Here is a 20,205-nt window from a genome sequence, read left to right as displayed (position 1 = left end):
TCAGAGCCTTCCGTTCAAAGAAGAATTTCGTCTGGAATTAATTGACCAGTACCTTCCTGACGTAGGAGAAATTCCCTGACCGCATCTGAACAATCTTTAACCCACCCGTAGCCAGGCCCGTTGGAGAAACTTGCAGGATGTACTTGTTAGCGCCTGCGCGCTCCACCTGCCGCAGGCTGGGCAAGCCCCGAACATCCACCAGATTGAACACCGGTTCAGGAGCATTGGTCTCCACCTGAAGACGAGCCCCCTCAAGCACCACCACCTCAAAGTAAACTCCTTGAGCATCATAGCCCACCGCCACAATCTTTGAATAAGCATAGGTGCCATCCCGATCCACCTGCCGCAAGCGGTAGTAGTTGGTGCCTTTCAGCGGAGCGGCATCCGAAAAACCGTAGGTCTGCAGGCTTTCCGAGAAGCCCTTGGAGGCTACCCGTCCGATGGCTTCGAAGGCCCGGGCATCCGGGCTGCGTTCGATGGTGAAGTAGTCGCTGTTGGCTTCGTAGGTGGTTTGCCAGCCCAGGCGCACCTGCTGGTCAACGCTTCTTCCGGCAAAATCCACCAGATGAACCGGCAGAACCGCGTCAGCCCAGTTGAAATTGGTGATATAGATGAATTGTCTTTTGGGGTCGTCCCAGTCAGGACCCGCAAAATACTGAATGGTTACTTCGGTAACGGGCGTACTGAAGCTAATCGAATTGGCAGCATAATCTTCGACACTGTTCGTACCCAGAATGGCATTACCGGTAACCGTGTTGGTCGAAGCAGAGCCAATCGCTGGCGTAACCGGTGTTCCGAGATTGGCTCCTACAACCGTCACTAAATCCTGGTACTGGCTATCGCCGTCAATCCGGTCGATGTCGAGCAGATTGAAGTTAAGGTTACTGACCGGCTGCGAGAAGGTAACTTTTAAGGAAACCGAATTTCCGTTGGTCAGAAAGTTATTATTCAGCTCCAACCCTCTGACAGATGGACGCGGGTAGTCGGTGTAGAAAGACCCAACCATCCCCGTAACTGTCACCGTAGCATCTACCGGAATGTTTCCGATATTCGTGAAAGTATAGGAAAACTCTCCTTCCGGATAATCTCCCCAGTCCAGATCCTGGCTCCAGCCCAATAGACTGACCAGTAACATCACCGTTACAAGTATTATTCGTTTCATTACCAATAAAGTTTATTTGTGTGTACACGCAATATATTTCATAAAACATAAATACACAAGCGTATGTACGGACTCGCGACAAGAAATGTACCATAATTTATCCACAGGCCCTTCAAGAATACCGGCTGTCCAACAAGTAAAAGCATATAAATTCGACAAGAATTAGAACGCACCACCGAGCTTATCAGGCTGATGAATCTTGCTTTCGGGTATTGGTGGACGATTCAGACCGGATTTATCCGAATCTCTTTTTCCGCATACCGTCTTTTTTCAAAGGTTAGTAAACGACTTTACTACTACTGAAAAAAATTATTGGTTGACCAACTAATTATTTTTAACAACTTATTTGCTTTTCTCTGTTTAAGGGCCCATTTTACTCCCTTTGAGCCATAAACGAGGAGAATATTTCTATGGATAACATTACTAATGATATCGTTGCCAAGCTTTGGAATCTCTGCAATGTGCTCAAAGACGACGGGGTGACCTATCATCAATATGTTACCGAACTGACGTATCTGCTCTTTCTTAAGATGGCCAAAGAAACCGGAACGCAGGAACAGATTCCGGACGGGCACCGGTGGGATGACCTGATTAAAAAGCCGAAGCTGGAACGGCTCGAAGCGTACAAGATTACGCTGATTCACCTCGGAACGCATGGAGCGAAGATTGTCCGGGAAATTTTCAGTAACGCGAGCTCATCCATTAAAAAACCGGCCACCCTTTCCAAACTGGTGGAAGGCATCGACAAACTGGCCTGGTATACGGCCGGCCGGGAGGATCTCGGTACTATCTACGAGGGATTGCTCGAAAAAAACGCGAGTGAAAAGAAATCGGGGGCGGGTCAGTACTTCACGGCCCGCTCGCTGATCGACAGCCTCGTTACGGTTATGAAACCCACGCTTGACGACATTATTCAGGACCCGGCGGCCGGTACGGGTGGCTTCCTGATTGCCGCCAATCAACACATCCGCCAACACAGCCAGCCCGAACGCTGGAACGAAAAACAGCAGGAAAAATACCGTCGCAACACGTTCTACGGCATGGAACATGTACACGATACGCACCGGCTGGCCCTGATGAACCTGTTCCTCCACGGTATTGATTATCAACCCGATGCGGGTGGCATTCACTACGGCGATACGCTTTCGCCCGACGGGCAGCAACTGCCACCCGCCACTTTAATTCTTTCCAATCCGCCTTTTGGCAGCAAAAAGGGTGGCGGGGTTCCGGAGCGTACCGACCTACCCTATCTGACGAGCAACAAGCAGTTCTGCTTTTTGCAGCACATTTACCTGCGGCTCAAACCCGGCGGACGAGCCGCCGTCGTGCTGCCCGACAATGCACTTTTTGAAGGCAACATCGGAAAACAGATTCGGGCCGATCTAATGGAAAAATGCAACCTGCATACCATTTTGCGGCTCCCGACCGGCATCTTCTACGCACAGGGGGTAAAAACCTGCGTTATCTTTTTCACCCGCGGACAATCTGATCAGGGCAACACCAAAGAAGTCTGGGTGTACGACCTGCGGGCAAACATGCCCCAATACGGAAAACGTACTCACCTCACGCGCGAGCACTTTTCGGAGTTTGAGGCCGCTTTCGGCGACGATCCGTCGGGTGGCCCGGCGGCTCTGACCCGGCGCAACGATCAGGGAGTTACCAACCGTTTCCGCTGCTTTAGCCGGAAGTGGATTAGCCAGAACAACGACAACCTGGATATTTCCTGGCTCAAGGACGAGAGCGAAGAACTTCCCGAACCGGGCGTGCTGGCCCGGGACCTGATCGATGAATTGGAAGGGGCTCTGGCAGAATTGCGCGGCATCATGGAAGAACTCGGAGAGGAGGTTGAAGCATGAACGAACTACCACCGGGCTGGATGAAAGTCAACCTTGGGTTGATCAACGAATTCTCATCGCAGACGCTCCTGCCCGCCAGGCAGCCGGATCAGTATTTTGAATTATACAGCGTACCGGCCTTCCCAAACCATAAACCCGAGTTGCTGCTGGGGGCCGACATTGGCTCAATCAAGCAGCTTGTCGAACCGAATGATGTTCTGATCTGCAAGATCAATCCGCGCATCAACCGGGTCTGGAAGGTCCTGCCCAAAGGACAGGTGGAGCAGATCGCTTCTTCCGAATGGATTGTGGTGCGTTCATCCGGGTTGTCATCCGACTTTTTGCAGCACTACTTCAGCAGCCCGGCTTTCCGCGACCTGCTTGGCCGGGTTGTCACGGGCGTGGGCGGATCGCTCACCCGGGCGCAACCGAAGCGGGTAGCCGCATTTCCGGTCCTGATTGCCCCCATCAACGAGCAGAAACGCATCGTGGACAAAATCACGGCCCTTCTGACGCGAATCGAAACGTGCCGCGAGCGCCTTGACCGGGTGCTTACACTGGCGAAGCAGTTGCGCCAGGCTATTCTTTCGGCCGCCATCTCCGGCCGACTGACGGAACGATGGAGCGGCAAAAACCGGGCGGACTGGACTCTGGAGCGGGCGGCAACGGTTTGCGAAAAAGTACAGAACGGCGGTACACCCCGCGAGGGGTTTGTGGCTCAGTCGAAAATACCGTTCCTGAAAGTCTACAACATTGTTAACCAAACCGTTGATTTCCAGTATAAGCCGCAGTTGTGCCGGATACTTACCCCGAATGGAATATCAATCAGGCCCTAACGCTCTTTCGACCCGGCAAGCGAATTACAACCGGATGGCTGTATTACCTGCTTTGCAAAGGCGATAACCTGGAGGCTATCATGCACCAAACCCGCGGATCGGCGGGACAGTTGAATATTTCGCTTTCCCAATGCCGTAATTTTCTGTTTCCTGTGCCGCCAATAGCCGAACAACGGGAAATCATTCGCCGGGTCGACGCCCTTTTTGCGTACGTTGACGCCATCGAAACCCGCTGTCTGACGGCCCGGGTGCAGATTGACCGCCTGCCTGCGGCCACCCTCGACCGCGCTTTTCGGGGTGAGTTGGTTCCCCAGTGCCCGGACGACGAACCGGCCCTGCTCCTGCTCAAGCGCCTGCAAGCCGCCCAATCGGAACCAGCCGTTAAACCGAAATCGCCCAAGCCCAACAAGAAGACGAACATGACCGAGCTTTCGACCGAAACGGTTCTGGAATCCATTCGACTCCTGCCGGATGATCAGTTCACGTTCGACGAGCTGCGTAGTCAGGTAGCAACCGATTATGATGCCTTGAAAGATATTGTATTTAAGCTTCTGTTGGACAAGCAGCCTGCCCTGAAGCAGGTCTTTGATCCAGAAAGACAGGCCATGAAATTTATCCGGGTAAAGCCATGAGACTAGTACGTGTTCACATTATTTCGGCCGATACCTGCGGGGGGCTGCTCGACGGGCTCGATCTTACTTTGCGCAGTCAAATGGATGAACAAACAAACTTCACTCCGCTTTGTCTGATCGGGGCAAACGGAACTGGTAAATCCCAGTTTCTGCAAGTGCTGGCCGAAATGTTCCAATTGGCTTTCCACGCCGTCGTGCACCAGGAGGAGCGGCTGGAAGGAAACACCAGTTTGCTCTTTGAAGTGGAATATTTGATTAAACCCCGGGGCAACGCACTTCCGGTTCACGTTCGCATCACCAGACAGGGCCAGAGCCGACGGCGTCCGGTCATAACCATTCAGAAAAAAGTTGACGGCAACTGGATCAACTGTGCGTTGGACGCAGCCGAAACGCAGGAATTACTACCCCGCAAGGTGGTTGGGTACACGTCCGGTGAAAACGAAACCCTGAGTCTCCCCTTCCTGCTCAGCCGCAGCGGTTACGCGGAAGAAGTACGCGAAAGTGCCATCAGCCAATCCCAGCCGATTGGGGCAACGGTTCAGGATACACGGCTGATGCTCATTGATTACGGAACGCACCTTGAAGTATTGGTTGCCAATCTGCTGCTGGGTAGCGATGAACAGCGCACGGCCCTCCTGCAGTTTGCCCACCTCGACGAGCTCCATTCCTTCCGTTGCATTATTCAACTGGCCCATAGTGCGGCTCCCCGAGCACCTGAACGATCCCGGTCACACTCCAAACGCAAAGGAATACAGCTCACCAACGAACTCGAAGGCTACCTCGATAAGCTGCAAAAATGCGCGACCTGCTATCAGTACGACGATAAAACGGAAACGTACACGTTCGATTTTCTGGTCACGCCGGAAACCAAAACCGCCTTCCGTTTTTTCTGGGAAACCGCTTTTGATCTGTATTCGGCATTTCATAAACTGGCCATGCTTAACGACCTGGTAATTCCGAAACACGCGCGGGAACGGTTCAACAAGGAAACCCGGGCGCGCCGGTTTGCCTCCCGGCTGCCCGAACCCCAGGAAGAAGATAAAGTGTTTCGTTTTGAACGGGTCAATTTCCAGGCCCGCAATCGGGCGGCCATTGTGGATTATGTTTCTCTTTCGGATGGCGAACATCAACTGGCGCAACTCCTGGGTACACTCAGCATGATTTCCTTTCCCAATGTGCTCTTTTTACTGGATGAACCCGAATCCCACTTTAATCCGACGTGGCGCCTGAAGTTTATTGACCGGCTCCGGGCGCTTCCTACCCCCGATGGCCGACGCAGCAGCAACACCGTGGCATCGCAGCAGGATTGCTTAATCACCACGCATTCGCCCTTTCTTCCCTCCGATCTGCCAAAAGAAAATGTCTTTATTTTTAGCCGAGCCATCGATACCCGCAAGGTAACCGTGAAGAATCCCGAAATTGAAACCTACGGCTTACCATTCGATACAATTCTCAAGGCGTGTTTCGACCTCTGAACTCCGTATTCGTAAAAACACCCTATCCGCAAAGCCGATAGGGTGTCTGTTATACACAAATAAACTTTATTGTTTCATTGATTAATTGACCAGTACCTTCCTGACGTAGGAGAAATTCCCTGACCGCATCTGCACAATCTTTAACCCACCCGTAGCCAGGCCCGTTGGAGAAACTTGCAGGATGTACTTGTTGGCGCCTGCGCGCTCCACCTGCCGCAGGCTGGGCAAGCCCCGAACATCCACCAGATTGAACACCGGTTCAGGAGCATTGGTCTCCACCTGAAGACGAGCCCCCTCAAGCACCACCACCTCAAAGTAAATTCCTTGAGCATCATAGCCCACCGCCACAATCTTTGAGTAAGCATAGGTGCCATCCCGATCCACCTGCCGCAAGCGGTAGTAGTTGGTGCCTTTCAGCGGGGCGGCATCCGAAAAGCCATAGGTCTGCAGGCTTTCCGAGAAGCCCTTGGAGGCTACCCGTCCGATGGCTTCGAAGGCCCGGGCATCCGGGCTGCGTTCGATGGTGAAGTAGTCGCTGTTGGCTTCGTAGGTAGTTTGCCAGCCCAGGCGCACCTGCTGGTCAACGCTTCTTCCGGCAAAATCCACCAGATGAACCGGCAGAACGACCGCGTCCCAATTGAAATTGCCGATGTAGATCTCCTGCGTTTCCGGATCAACAAAAGCTGGTCCCGCAATGTACTGAATGGTAACCTGGTTCACCGGGCTGCTAAAATTTACCGAGTTTTCGCCCATAATAGCACTGCTGTTAATTCCCAGAATCGAATTACCGGTAACCGTGTTGGTCGTCGTTGTTCCGATGGTCGGGCTCACCGTGCTTCCCGCGTTGGTACCGTTTACAACAACCAGGTCCTGGTATTTGCTATCGCCGTCTGTAAAGTCAATATCGTAGAGCGAAAAGCTGAGGTTATTGACCGGTTGTGAAAACAGGATCGTTACGGTTACCGAGTTTCCACTCGTAGCAAAGTCTGCATTCAGACGTAAGCCCAACGGCCGTCCATTCGGTTCTCGGAGATTAAACGCTGAGGTATTCCCAGATACGCCAACCCCCACATTCACCGCCGGATTACCTACGTTCGGAAACGTGTGGCTGAGCGACCCGTCCGGATAATTATTCCAAATCAGATCCTGTGCCCGCACATTATAGTGCACAAGCAACAAAATAGTGAAACATAAAAGTCTTGTCATGGCATGGAATTGTTTGTATTTACAAGCAATTAATCATTTATTTCTCAAATAAACAAGCGTAACTCAACTATTTGTTTTAGTGGCCAACCTCCGCGCACAGTAAAGGCTGATAATCAGAAAGATACATTCCCGTCACAAAATCAAGCCGAGTGTACTAAGAGCTAAGTCTAACCCGTGAGCCACAAAAAATTCAGGAGCCACCCCAGCTGGAATGACTCCTGAATGTCTGTAATTAACTAAGATTGCCATACCGGTACGCAGCCGCATACCGCAATGAACCTGCTCTATTTGAACAACGGCGCGTGGATCTCCCGCAGCGTTTCAATCGGAATCTTGATCACCTCCCGATCGTAGGTCAGCAAGCCGTTCACCTCCCCTTCCACATCCGTGGTTTGGGTGTAAACAGCCGCCGAAACACCGTTCTTCTGGTACATCTCCACCATTTTACCGTATTTGGTCTGGTAGGCTTTCAGTACGGCGTCTTTGTCGTGGTAGGTCTGATAACCCCAGTTCCGCTTTTTAGGGTCCCAGAGGTGGCCCGTCACCGGCCAGCCAATACCGCCAAATTCACCAACCACAATGACCCGGTCTTTCTTGGCGGCTGGCACATGCGGCACCTCCTGGTACGTGTGGATGTCGTAGAAATCACCCGCACCCAGGTCCGACCAGCCGCTGACGGCATTCACCAGACGGCTCGGGTCCATGGCTTTCACCCAATTGGCCATCCGAACGTTGTCGTACTGCCCCCAGCCTTCGTTGTGCACCACCCAGGTTACAATGCTCGGGTGGTTGTGCAGCCGGTTCATCATCCGGCGCAGTTCCAGTTCAAACTGCTCTTTGCCTTTCGACCGGCGCAGCGGCTCCACTACGTCCTCGTACCGCATTTCCTGCCCATCCAAAAATCCCGATGGCATATCCTGCCACACCATGATGCCCAGCCGGTCGCAGTGGTAATAATACCGGGCCGGTTCTACTTTGATGTGCTTCCGGAGCATGTTAAAGCCGGACTTTTTCAGGAAGTCAATTTCAAAAACCATCGCGTCGTCCGAGGGGGGCGTCAGCAAACTACCCGGCCACCAGCCCTGATCGAGCGGCCCGTTCTGGAACACCACCTTGTTGTTCAGCAGCAGCATCGGCTGATTGGGCACCTGACCCGGTCCCATCGAGATTTTCCGCATCGCGAAATAACTCGTCACTGCATCCACGGGATTGCCCGTTACCTGAGCTTTGGCGTAAGCCGAACGTTCAGCTTCGTTATGACGCGGCCGGTTGCGGAACTCGGCACCGGGAAACGGATCGGCCACCGTCACCAGTTCGGCTTTCAGGTTGTACAGAAACGGGCTGTCGGGCGTCCACAGTTTGGGGTTGCTAATGGGCAGATACGCTACGCGACCCGACCGAACCACCAGACTCCCTACGGTTTGCGTACCGTCCAGCGCCGTCAGGCGGATGGCACTCGTCGGGCTGTTCATCGGTTTATTCGACAGAACCTCAACCCGAATTCGGCTGGAATCCAGTTCCGGTGTAATGCGTACTTCTTCGATGTAGTTTTTCGGAACCGGTTCGAGCCAGACGGTTTGCCAGATGCCCGATACCGGCGTGTACCAGATACCGTTGGGGTTGAACACCTGTTTGCCCCGCGGTTGCTCGTCGTTGTCGGTAGGGTCCGTAACGCCCAGTACGACCTGGTTTTGCCCCGATTTCAGGAAATCCGTGATATCAAACTCGAACGGATCGGAGCCGCCGGTGTGGGAACCAACCAGACCGCCGTTCACCCACAGGTTGCATTCATAATCCACCGCGCCGAAATGCAGCAAAACCCGCTGCCCGTTCCAGGCGGCCGGAATCGCGACGTTTCGGCGGTACCAAAGCCGTTGATCGGGCGTCAGCGATTTAGTCACTTTCGAGAGCGTCGATTCTACCGCAAACGGTACCAGAATCTGCCCGTCGAACTTGGCGGGTTGTCCTTCGGTTTTGGGCCGAATGGCGTACTCCCACATGCCGTTGAGATTCTGCCAGTTGGAGCGCACCATTTGCGGACGCGGGTATTCACGCCAGGCATTTTCGGGGGTTACCTGCTTTTCCCAGCGGCTCAGGATGGCGGCTTTTTGCGGCACCGGCGCGGTGGTTTGCGCCGACAGGGGCGCCAGCAGGGAAGTACTGAGAAGAAAGCCGTACGAAATCAGGGCGGCTGACCGTCGAATCAGGTGTTTCATGGGTTCTAGGGGAAATAAAACCCGTCAGGCACGAAAACCCGACGGGTGGCATTGAATTACTTGGCTAACTTTTTCTCCAGCAATTTAATAAAATAGCCGCCGACTACACTCCGGGCCTGAAAACCAACCTGCTTGCCGTCGGTGGTTTCGTGCCAGTCACCCAGCGGAACGCGGCTGGGCGTTTTGTCAACGTACTCGTAAACCGGCTGCACGAGTTTTTCAAAATCCTGCTGGCTATCGGCGATGGTGGCCGTCCACAGAATCCAATCGGATTTGGTGTAGGTTTTCCGGCTATCCAGCGGCAACCCGTAGCGCTGCTGCTTGGTCAGATAATATTTGATCTCTTTCTGAGCGACTTCTTTAGGGAAGATATTCAGATCCAGCAGTTTGTCCCACACCAGGTTGTATTTCTGGCTCCAGCTTCCCTGCGGTTTGTCGAACGTCAGGGCGTAGTGATCGCCGTCCTGCGCCATTTGCGTCCATTTCTGGGCCAGGTCTTTCGCCAGTTGCAGGTGCTGCTGGCCAATGTCGGTTTTCCCCAATTGGTTTGCCAGCTGACCGTAAGCTGCGATGCCCATAATCGCCTTGATGCTCAGGTTGGCGTTGCGGGCCAGGTGACCGGCAAAATCGTCCGTGCAAAGCTGGGTGGCGGGGTCAAAGCCGTCTTTTTTCAGGTATTCCACCCACGTACTCAGCGTTTGCCAGTGCTGCTTGGCGTAGTCGGCGTTGCCTTCCACTTTGGCGATGGCCGCCGTCAGAATGAGCATGTTGCCGCTTTCTTCCACCGGCATGTCTTCGCCGTAAGTCTGACCGTTCGCCAGCGGATAGGTACCCACGTCGTGGGCGGCAAACGGTTTGGCCCATTTACCACTTTCCGAATACATAAAAATCGGCTCCATCATGCCTTTCAGCAGGGTCGGGTTATACACCAGAAACTGCGGGGCCGACGGATAGGTTATGTCCACCGTCCCGATGGAACCGTTGCTGAAGTTTTCTTTCGAGAAAAACAGGATTTCCCCCTTCGGACCGGCCACGGTTTTGTGAGCCGCAACGGCCTGACGGTAGGCCAGTTGGCACAGGTCAGCATACGCTTTACCGCCCGCTTTTTCGGCATCGGCGTACAATTGCTGGTCGAACTGGCGGCATTTCTGCATCAGCGATTCGTAATCGTTTTCGGCGTTAGTCAGCATTTTTTCGGCGGTCATGCTTTCATCCCGACGCCACCAGCCGCGCAGGTTCTGCCCGAAGAGTTGAACGGAATAAATATCGTCGTAGCCCACCGTGACGTGGCTCGTTTTGGCCGTACCGCTCACCGAGCCCAGCGATTGCACCACCGCCATCGTCCGGTTTTCAGCCGTTGCGGGCTGGCTCTCATCGGTTAGTTTACCACCCGTGGCAAACGCTTTCAGCAACGCAGCCGGTTGACCAAATCCCGTTTGAGTCGAAGCACCTGCGGGAGCTGCCAGCAGGGCGTATCCCCAGTCGATCCGGACATCATCGCCTTTTTTACCCAGTATTTTCTGTTCCGTTGTGCCCATCGACAACACCGTCAGTTTATCGGCCGAAGACCGTTTTCCAACGACCTGCTGCATGGGTTGATCGGTACTCAGCAAGCCGGAAGCCGCCGTATAAACCTGCACGGTATGCGGTTTTCCGTCCGTCGAGCGGGCGGAATAGGTAATATAAGAAGCCGGACGCGTAGCAATATCCAGGTTATCCAGCAGCATCGGCGTCGTGAAGGTTACGGTCAGTTCAACGGGACCGGCCGAAAAACCGTATTCCGTCTGGGTAGCTTTCACCTGCACGCTTTTCTGGGCCGCCAGCGAGACCGCGGCCCCTGCGCTCACCTGCCGCTCGTCCACCAGTCCGGCGTCGATGTAAGCGCCACCGCCCGTATTTTTGCAGGTAACTGCAATAACGTTCTGTCCTTTTTTCAGGGTCGCCTTGGCCGCCGAGGCAATCGGAAATGTCTGGTAACCGCCGATGTAACCCGGTCCGGTATCGTACGCCTTTACGCCGTTGATGTACACCACCGCGTCGTTGTCGTAGCTCAGGTAGAGCACCAGCTTTTCAAAATTCAGATCGGTCAGCGTAAACGTGCGCCGAAACCAGACATCCTTCGTTTTCCAGTCCACGGCGGGTTTTACCGGGTTGCTCGTGGCGCCGTCGCCAATGGGCGCTTTGCCGCTCTGCCAGCCCGTCGCCTTAAAATCCGGCTTCTCCCAGCCAGCCGCCGGGGTTTCAAAGGTGTAAACCAACGGATACGCTTCCCGTTGGGCCGTTGTGGCAACGGGTTTCAGGGTGGTCATGGGAGCGCCCATGAACCGGTAGGTTTTCCCGTCGACGCGAACCAGCCCGTCGAGCGGGTGGTTTTTGCCGGTCCAGTGGCGCGTGGGCGAATCCGTCAGTTTATCGTTGAACGACCAGATGCTGGTATACGGATCAATCGTGATCAACGGATAAGCCGGAGGCCGCTGGGCCAGGCCGATCCGCGAAAACGCTGCAATCAGAAAAAAAACAAAAAGAAGTTGACTAAAACGGTTTTGCATTCGGTTGATAGATAGGTTGTAATTGATTTAGTTGAGATTAGGGAGCCAGAAATCGAACGGCTGATCCCGCTCGCTGACCAGCGTACCGCCCTGAATGACCAGGGGCGCCACCTGAATAGACGAACGTCGGAGCGAATATGGCAACACCCCATCGCTGTTCAAGGCCGCTTCCGAATGCGATTTACGACCCGGATGCGTAAAATAAAAGACAAACGCCTTATTGCCCACTACAACCACGTCGCCGTGGGCACCGCTGGGGGCGTCTTCGGGCCGGGAGCTGGGTTTGTCGAGGATCATGCCCTGTTTTTCCCAGGTCGTGCCCTCTTTGGAGCGGTACACCCGCATACCGGCCCATTCGTCGGTTAGCATCCAGTCCAGCCGCCAAACCGGAAGGCTTTGGGGCCTTCGTGCGCCTTCCCGCCAATCGCCGGTTCGGGCGATACCTGCCAGCTTTCAAGGTCACGGCTTTCGGCCATCATCGTAATGCTGCCGCGCGTCTGGTCTTTGTACCACATCCGCCACCGGCCGGTTGGCAACTGAAGCAGCGTTGCATCGATGACCTCGTCCGAAGAAAGCTGGATAAAACGTTTAAACTGCCAGTCCCAGAGATTCTTACCGGTGTAGTGCGCCATTTTTGGCTTGCCGCCCCAGTGGTTGCGAACGCCCGGAATATACACCACAAACAGATGATACTGCCCGTTATGAAAAACGATGTCGGGCGCCCAGAAGGTATTCATGCCGCGTTCAATATCCAATTTTAAGGTGCCGCGGTACTCCCAGCTCTCTCCATTGTTATGCGACGAAGCCACCCCGATGGCGGTGCCGTAGCAGTAAGCCACATCGGCCGCATCGACGTTGGCCCGGCGCTGCGTGTAAAGCATCCACCACGACCTTTCCTGTGGGTTCCAGACCACGACCGGGTCAGCCGCGCCGTCAAAAATGGGGTCACGGTAAAGGGGCGTCGGGGCTTTATGAAGGGGTGTTGATGAAGTGTTTTGAGCTTTTGAAGAAGGTAGGACAAAGTAGGTAATCAGACAGAGGCAAAGAAACGCGGAGGCTATGATAGAAACGGTTTTACGCCGACTTTTGGGAAGGTTCGTGTTAATCCGTTTCCTGGATAGCATCCGCGTTTTGTTTTTTTACTAGAACTGTACTTTCTGAACCGGCGAGAAAATCATGTCTTCCACACCCGCTATTTTAACGCCAATTCGGGCAAAACCGTAGTTCTGCCCCGTGATGGTGGGAGCCTCCAAATCCAGCGAAACGGCGTTGAGGTCCTTGATGGCGCTTCCGGCCAGGTTGGTTGTGCCGACGCTGGTTCGCGCATCCACAAACTGCGTTTTACTCAGGTATAAAGACACCCGTTCAACGGTTTTGCCGCTCGTGCCGGTAATGATCTGCTCAAGCTTGCAGGTGGCCGTTACTTTCCGGGCGTTGACCGTAAAGGTTGGGTTCCGGACCATATAATACGGTTCCACTTCAATGTCGCGCTGCTGGCTGCCGCTCAGACTGACCATCACCGTGTCGGAGCTGGTTTCGGCGTTTTTCAGCGACCGGAAAGGACCCTGAGCCGCCGGAATGACGAGCCGGTAGTTGGCGTTGAAAAGCATCGCCGAATACGAACCATCCTGATCAACCGTGACGGTGATCGGAATGCGCTTCTGCCAGCCGGGCTCCCAGAGTTCAAACGTGACGTTGTTGTATTCGACGTTGATGGGTTCGCCTTTATACACAATCCGGCCTTCCAGTTTGGCTTTTGGTTCTTCGTAATTATCAAACTCACAGGAAGCCAACCCCGCGGCCAAAGTTAGTCCCATCAAATAAGGAAAGAAACGTTTCATGGTGTTATCGACTTACTGGTTCGGGTTGCGGACAATTTTAGGGTTGTTGTTGCGAATTTCATCGCTGATAAACGAGTAGTAGTTACCCAGCCGGAAGCGGTCGGCGTTCGTAACCTGGCTGGGCAGCACTTTCCGGAAAACCCACTTGCCGTTGTTCGGGCTGGTGGGGTCGTAGAGCTTGTAGGGCCACAAGCCGAACGGCCGGGTGCTGGGTTCGGTGGCGCTGGCCGGATCGGTGGTCAGATCGGTGCTGGCGCCGTTCCAGACCAGGTGGGCAATCCGCCAGCGTTTGTAATCCCACAGTTGGTGGCCTTCAAACGCCAGTTCCACTTTCCGCTCGTGCACAATCCGGTCGAACGTAATTTCGTTGGCGGTCAGGGCTTTGATCAAACCGGCGCGTTCGCGAACCTGGTTCATGTAATCGGCAGCAACGGTTTTCTGCCCAAGCTCAAAGGCGGCTTCGGCGGCATTCAGCAGCACCTCGGCGTAGCGGTAGCGAATCCACCAGACTTCACTCTGCGTTCCGATCTGGCCCGAACCCACCGTGGGGTCCTGGTATTTGCGGACGTAAAAACCGGTCTGGGCGCTAAACTCCAGGTTGTCGATGGGGCCGTCGAAGCCGACCACCTGTTCCTCGGCGGTTTTACCCGGTAACACTTTCTTACCACCGAGTGCATCCGACGTGACCACAGTGCCGTTGCCGAGCAGGTAGCCCGACCAGATGTCAACGGTTTTACCCTTAAACTGGCTGCCGGGCAGGATGATCGTTCCACCCAGCCGTGCATCCCGGCCCGCAAAAATATCCTGGGGATTGGTGTAGTAAACCGGTTGCCCGGTAGCGGTGGTGATGGCAAACGGCGCGAAGGTATTGTCGAGTTTTTCGAACGACTGCACCAGGTTCAGCGAGGGGTTCAGCCGACCGCCCTGCTGCTCCTCGGCCGACGACCGGGGCTGGTTCGACAGCGTCCAGCCGACGACTTTACCGCTTTTCAGCTTGAAATCTTCCGCAAAAATCACCTCTGAGTTGTTGCCTTTGTCGGTGAAAAGAGCGGCAAAGTTGGCCTGCAAATCCGGCTGTTTTTTGTAGAGTGAATACTTGCCGCCGGTGATGATTTCCTGAGCCGCCTTCAGGGCCGTCTGGTAGTAGGCCGTTGCCTTGTCCGCCGGAATTCCCACTTCGCCACCGGGTAGCGACACCTGCGGAGTGGTCGGGCCGTATTTGGCAATCGAACCGGCGTACAGAGCCGCGCGGGCTTCCATCGCCAGGGCTGCGCCTTTGCTGACGCGGGATTTGACATTGCCATCATCCGGCAGCGTGGCTTTGATGGCTTCCATTTCGCTGATGACGAAATCGTAAATTTCCGATTCTTTCGAGCGGGCCTTCTGCAAATAGCTCGGGTCACCGCTGAAATCGTACTGCATCGGTTCCAGCACGAGCGGCACCCCGCCCATCCGCTTCACGAGTTCAAAGTAAACGGCCGCCCGCAAAAACCGGGCTTCGGCCAGGAACCGGGCGCGGTCGGCGGCATCCAGGTTCGTGGCGGCTTCGCTTTTCTGAATGAACAGGTTCAGTTCCCGGATATAGCCGTAATCCCAGTAGCCCCAGTCGCCGTAGCCGTAGTCCTGGTTTTTATGCCGTCCGTACTGACCGAATTCCGACGCAAAGGCTTCGTCGAAGTTGGTGAAGTCCGACCAGTTTTTGATGGATTGGTAATCCGGAAACCGTCCGTACAAATCGGCCAGAACCGTCAGCACGAGGTTTTTGTCTTTCCAGACCTGGTCGTTCAGGAGGATGTTGGTGGGGGCCCGGTCCAGAAAGTCGTCGTCTTTGCAAGCGCCCGTGGAGAGCAGCGCGCCAAGAGTCAGAACATACACATATTTTTTCATCGCTGAAGATGGTTAAAATCAGAAGGAGAGATTAAGACCTACGTTTACAAACTTGTTCTGCGGATACTGAAGACCGTTTTCGTCCATCACTTCCGGTTCAACACCCAGCCGTCTGACGTTGTCGAACGAAAGCAGGTTGAAGGTATTGACGTAAAAACGAGCCCGTTGAATTTTCACCCGTTCGAGCCAGGCTTTCGGCAGCGAATAGCCTACTTCCATCGTGCGCAGCCGCATATACCGAACGTTCGTCAGCCAGAAGGTCGAGTTGCGGTTGTAGTTGCTGTGGCCGCCGTCGTTGAACCGCAGGGCGGGGTATTTGCCGGGAATCCACTCGCTGTCCGGGTTGAAAATGTCGGCCCGGTGCCAGCGATCATCGTAGAACTGAGCCAGCAGGTTACCCGTGTTCTGGTACGGCCAGCGCATTTCCCAGCCCTGGTTGTAGGAATACATCGTCCCGCCGGAGAAATCGACTTTCAGATCAAAGCCTTTGTAAGCCGCCGACAGATTCAAGCCAAAGTTAACCGCGGGGTTGCGATCGCGGGCGTAGCCAATGGGCCGTTCGTCGTAGCCGTCGATGCGGCCGTCGCCGTTAACGTCGTTGTAAATCAGGTCGCCCGGCAGCAGGGTTTTGTTGCCCTGACCGTCGATATTAACCGGGTATTCGTTGATTTGCTGCTGCGACTGAAACTGACCGATGACTTCGTAGCCCCAGTAGGTGCCGCTCCAGCGGTTTTCCTGTGAGGTCCGGTAATGATCCCAGGAGTTCCCCCAGGTTGGTCGGTAGGATTGCAGGAACCGGCTGCGCGAATACGAAACGTTACCACCGACCGAGAAGGTCAGTTCTTTTACTTTTCCGTTGTACGAAAGCGATGCTTCACCACCCACCTGCGCGTCGCTGTTTACGTTTTCATCCGGCAGTGAATACCCCAACTCGTTGGGAACCAACACATCGTACTTCCGGCCCCGCAAGCCCGAACGCTTCCGGTAGAAGTAATCGAACGTTCCGGACAACCGGCCGTTGTAGAGCGCGTAATCCAGACCCACGTCGGTCATTTTACTCGTAAACCAGGAAATATTGGTGATCGGAACACCCCGGTCGCGCGATCCTTTGATAACGTTTCCGTCCAGAATAACCGTGGACGAACCGTAGTTGTAGCCCGGAATATAATCGTAAGCACCGATACCGATGTCGTCGTCGCCCAGCTCACCGTACGATGCCCGCAGTTTGACTTCTGACAGCGCGTTCCAGTTCAATCCTTTAAAGAAGTTTTCCTCGGTGATCCGCCAACCCGCTGATACTGACGGGAAGAAGCCCCAGCGTTTGCCGGGCGCAAATTTCCAGGACGCATCCTGACGACCCGCCAGCTCCAGTAAATACCGGCCGCCGTAATCGTACGTAAACCGTCCGACGTACCCGACCCGCGCCTGATCTTCGTCTACATCGGCAAAGTCCTGGGCGTCCATGTCCGCAAATTGAAGCACCGGCAGCACGTTCGTTTTCGGAACCGCGTGCTGGAACGTATACAAACGACGGCGCTGGATGCGTTCGGCCACAAACGTACCACCGACGGTGTGTTTGCCGAACGTATTGTTATAGCTCAGTTGTCCCTGCAACACCTGCTCCATAATCTTCTCGGTCCGGCGCTCCCGCCAGGGGTTCGAGCTACCGCCCGTCCGGACATACTGGTCCGTTTGGGCGTTGTAGGTGTAGGCATCGTAGGTGTATTCGTGGCCGTTCACCAGTCGGTCGGCAAAATAGTAAGAATACATACCCTTGGCTGTCAAGCCTTTGATGGGTAGCTGGTATTCCGCATTGAAGTTGGTTTGCAGCACCCGCCAGTCTTCCGTCCAGTAACCGGATTTCTCCTTGTTGAGCAGCCCCCAGTTGGTGTCGTTGTGGCCGATGTCGTTCAAATACGCCGGGTTATCGTTGGCGAAAGGCCGTTCGGTGGGCCGGTTGCGGAAGAGCGCAAAGCGGGGACCCCAGTAATCATCCACGCCGGGAACGCCGGGATTGTCGCGGCTTTCGATCCGGCCGTTGATCTGAACGCCCACTTTCAGGCGGTTGCTGATCTGGGCGTCTACGTTCGACTGAATGTTGGTCCGGCCGAAGGTAAATTCCCGGCCCAGCACCGAATTCTGGAACAAACGGGTGGCCGACAGGTAATACGTGATTTTGTCCGAACCACCGGTTGCGTTTACGTTGAGCGAATACTGGGGCGAGTTGGGCTTGATGATAAACTTGTACCAATCGAAGCTTTGATACCCTTTTTCGGTTCCGGCGCGCCATTTTTCCAGTTCCTCGGGCGTAATGTTGGTTCGGCCCGTCTGGTTGATGTCGGCGTCGGCTTTGCCGGTCATCCACTCGTAAGCGTTTACGGTTTCGGGAAACCGCGCCCAGTTCTGCCAGCCGTAATAAGAATCGATGTTGACGGTGTTGCGGCTACCGGATTTGCCCCGCTTGGTCGTCACGATTACGACCCCGTTGGCCGCCCTCGAACCGTATACCGAAGCACTGGCATCCTTCAAGACCGTGATGCTTTCAATGTCGTTGGGCGAAATGTTGTTGAACTGCCCGGCATCTTTCTGAATCCCATCGATAACGAACAGCGGATTCCCGAGGTTCCGGATCTGGATGTTGGCGCTGGAACCCGGCCGACCGTCGGCCATCCGGAACGATACGCCCGGAATTTTACCGGCCAGGGCCGCACTGACCGTCGTCGTGTGAACGCGGTCGAGGTCTTTGCTCGTGATGCCCGAAATAGCGCCCGTCAGCGATTCTTTCCGTTGCGTTCCGTACCCGACAACCACTACTTCATTCAACGACTGATCGGTTGGGGTTAGATCGAGGTTGAGCACGCTCTGGGTGCCTACCAGTACTTCCCGAGTTTCGAAACCGATGAAGCTGAAAATCAGGACGGCATTCTGATCCGGTACATCGACGCGGAAATTGCCATTGGCATCGGTGGTGGCCCCGCGCTGGGTTCCTTTCACCACCACGCTCACCCCCGGCAGCGCCTGGTTGTTGGAACCATCGCGCACCGTACCGCGCACCGCCTGATCTTTGGGCTGCTGCGACACGGTAGTACTCGGCGCAATCATAGACAAGGCACCCGGTGTTTCCGGGGTTCCGGTGGGCAGGCTGGCCGGGGCTACCGGAATGGGATTAATGGAGACGGTTTTGGCGTCGGGCCGGTTCGTTACAATAATATACGACCGGTCTTTTACTTTTTTATACGCTAACCCAAAAGGCGTCAGGACCTTTTCGAGCGCATTCTCAACGGTTTCGGCGGCCGGAAGGCTCGTTGCCGGAACGGAAAGTTTTTCGACTACCCGGTTTTCAAACAGAATGTTGACCCGGTATTTGTTTTTAAAACCGGTCAGTACCGTACGCAACGAGTAATGATCAGGGGCGTGGGTGGTCTTGTTGACCTGATTTCCCGCCCGGGCCAGCATCTGAGCGTGTGCCAGCCCATACTGCCCATTCACAACGATACTGACGGAAAGCCAGAAGCGTAGAATTTTTTTCATGGGATAGATTGGTGTTAAGGTTTAAGATTTTTTTCGGAGAAGACGACCCGGTTTTTGTGCCGCACGACGTTGATTCGCATCAATTCTTTGAGCACATCCAGCAACTCATCGACGGTATCGGCATTGAAGCTACCGGTGATGATCCGCCCGGCCAGGTCCGTTCCCTGAATGTCGACGTTGAGACCGTAGTTTTCCTTGATCAGGTCGGCCACTTCGCGCAGGGAGGTATTGTCAAATACAAACAGGTGGTCTTTCCAGGCGTTGTATTTCTTCGGATGGATTTCGGGCCGGATCGATAGACGACCTTTGGCGTCGAGGGTGGCCTGTTCGCCGGGTCGCAGCACCAGCGGACGGGCTGGCGTATGGGCCGGGGTTGGATACGAGAGCTGTACCTTTCCTTTCATGAGCATTACCCGCGTAGCGCGCTCCCGGGCAAAAACGACAAACTCCGTGCCCAGCACTTCCACGTTGAGCTGCCGCTGGGTTCGGACCACAAACCGGCGGTGATCGATGGTATGTTTCACCGAAAACTCCGCTTCGCCGGTCAGAAACACTTCGCGGTCTTTCCGGCCAATCGCAAACCGGGGTACCCGCAGCGTCGAGTTGGCGTTGAGTATAACGTTGCTGCCGTCGGCGAGCCCAAACCGTTTGATTTCGCCAAAACCCGTGGAGTAGGTCTCGTACAGCAGGGGTTCGCGCAGCAGCCAGGCACCCAGAAAAACCAGCAGCAGCGCCGAAGCGGCCGCCAGCCAGGGCGAAAACAACCGACGGCCCGGCGCGGCAGGCAGAATCACCGACTGCGGCCGGGGTTGCGTTTCGGCTGCGTCCATGTAGTGACGGTACTGCGTCAAAGCCGTGTTGGTATCGACAATATACTGAGGGTGTTCGGACTCCCACTCGAACAGCGCCTGGTAGAATAACGATTCGTTGTCGGGGTTTTTCAACCAGTCCTCGATGAGCTTCACCTGTAACGGCGTAGCTCGTCCGGCGTGGTATTCCCGCAATAGTGATTTAGTGACCTCTTGCATGATAATC

14 protein-coding genes are annotated in these 20,205 nt (G+C 54.8%); 4 read left to right on the top strand and 10 right to left on the bottom strand.

All coding sequences use genetic code 11. The annotated features are described in order from the left end of the window. Positions 1-37 precede the first annotated feature (37 nt). Positions 38-1,162, bottom strand: a complete 1,125-nt coding sequence (locus OQ371_RS10655; protein ID WP_265993747.1) for a hypothetical protein — start codon at positions 1,160-1,162, stop codon at positions 38-40. A gap of 410 nt (positions 1,163-1,572) precedes the next feature. On the opposite strand from OQ371_RS10655, the gene OQ371_RS10650 reads away from it, so the two are divergent. The 4 genes from OQ371_RS10650 to OQ371_RS10635 are packed head-to-tail and all read left to right on the top strand — an operon-like array spanning position 1,573 to position 5,940. After that, positions 1,573-3,018, top strand: coding sequence for a class I SAM-dependent DNA methyltransferase (locus tag OQ371_RS10650; RefSeq protein WP_265993746.1), 1,446 nt, complete (start codon positions 1,573-1,575; stop codon positions 3,016-3,018). Next, positions 3,015-3,833 (top strand): restriction endonuclease subunit S, encoded by an 819-nt coding sequence (locus tag OQ371_RS10645; RefSeq protein WP_265993745.1) that lies wholly within the window; start codon positions 3,015-3,017, stop codon positions 3,831-3,833. Before OQ371_RS10650 ends, OQ371_RS10645 begins: the two co-directional genes overlap by 4 nt. Beyond that, positions 3,791-4,465 carry a restriction endonuclease subunit S gene (locus tag OQ371_RS10640; protein ID WP_265993744.1) on the top strand — a complete coding sequence of 225 codons (675 nt, stop codon included), beginning with the start codon at positions 3,791-3,793 and terminating at the stop codon, positions 4,463-4,465. The genes OQ371_RS10645 and OQ371_RS10640 overlap by 43 nt, the downstream gene beginning before the upstream one ends. Then, positions 4,462-5,940 (top strand): restriction system-associated AAA family ATPase, encoded by a 1,479-nt coding sequence (locus OQ371_RS10635; protein WP_265993743.1) that lies wholly within the window; start codon positions 4,462-4,464, stop codon positions 5,938-5,940. The genes OQ371_RS10640 and OQ371_RS10635 overlap by 4 nt, the downstream gene beginning before the upstream one ends. A gap of 81 nt (positions 5,941-6,021) precedes the next feature. Here OQ371_RS10635 and OQ371_RS10630 read toward each other — a convergent pair whose 3' ends face one another. The 9 genes from OQ371_RS10630 to OQ371_RS10590 form a co-directional block, all read right to left on the bottom strand. Next, positions 6,022-7,146: a hypothetical protein gene (locus OQ371_RS10630; protein WP_265993742.1), complete on the bottom strand. Its 1,125-nt coding sequence runs from the start codon at positions 7,144-7,146 to the stop codon at positions 6,022-6,024. Between the two features lie 284 nt (positions 7,147-7,430). Further along, the gene (locus OQ371_RS10625; protein WP_265993741.1) at positions 7,431-9,362 is read right to left on the bottom strand and encodes a glycoside hydrolase family 2 protein; all 1,932 of its coding nucleotides are present in this window, start codon (positions 9,360-9,362) and stop codon (positions 7,431-7,433) included. Positions 9,363-9,418: 56 nt separating this feature from the next. After that, positions 9,419-11,911, bottom strand: a complete 2,493-nt coding sequence (locus tag OQ371_RS10620; RefSeq protein WP_265993740.1) for a glutaminase family protein — start codon at positions 11,909-11,911, stop codon at positions 9,419-9,421. A gap of 27 nt (positions 11,912-11,938) precedes the next feature. Further along, positions 11,939-12,280, bottom strand: a complete 342-nt coding sequence (locus OQ371_RS10615) for a glycoside hydrolase family protein (protein WP_265993739.1) — start codon at positions 12,278-12,280, stop codon at positions 11,939-11,941. After that, positions 12,274-12,792: a glycoside hydrolase family protein gene (locus tag OQ371_RS10610; RefSeq protein WP_265993738.1), complete on the bottom strand. Its 519-nt coding sequence runs from the start codon at positions 12,790-12,792 to the stop codon at positions 12,274-12,276. The genes OQ371_RS10615 and OQ371_RS10610 overlap by 7 nt, the downstream gene beginning before the upstream one ends. A gap of 261 nt (positions 12,793-13,053) precedes the next feature. Beyond that, positions 13,054-13,752 (bottom strand): DUF3823 domain-containing protein, encoded by a 699-nt coding sequence (locus OQ371_RS10605; RefSeq protein ID WP_265993737.1) that lies wholly within the window; start codon positions 13,750-13,752, stop codon positions 13,054-13,056. Between the two features lie 12 nt (positions 13,753-13,764). Further along, on the bottom strand, positions 13,765-15,639 hold the full coding sequence (locus OQ371_RS10600; protein WP_265993736.1) for a RagB/SusD family nutrient uptake outer membrane protein: 1,875 nt from the start codon (positions 15,637-15,639) through the stop codon (positions 13,765-13,767). A gap of 18 nt (positions 15,640-15,657) precedes the next feature. Beyond that, on the bottom strand, positions 15,658-19,170 hold the full coding sequence (locus OQ371_RS10595; RefSeq protein ID WP_265993735.1) for a SusC/RagA family TonB-linked outer membrane protein: 3,513 nt from the start codon (positions 19,168-19,170) through the stop codon (positions 15,658-15,660). 14 nt (positions 19,171-19,184) lie between these two features. Next, positions 19,185-20,198, bottom strand: coding sequence for a FecR family protein (locus OQ371_RS10590; RefSeq protein ID WP_265993734.1), 1,014 nt, complete (start codon positions 20,196-20,198; stop codon positions 19,185-19,187). Between the last annotated feature and the right edge of the window lie 7 nt (positions 20,199-20,205).

It is taken from the genome of Larkinella insperata, assembly GCF_026248825.1.
Taxonomy (GTDB): Bacteria; Bacteroidota; Bacteroidia; order Cytophagales; family Spirosomataceae; genus Larkinella; species Larkinella insperata.
This window is presented reverse-complemented; position numbering and strand designations above follow the sequence as displayed.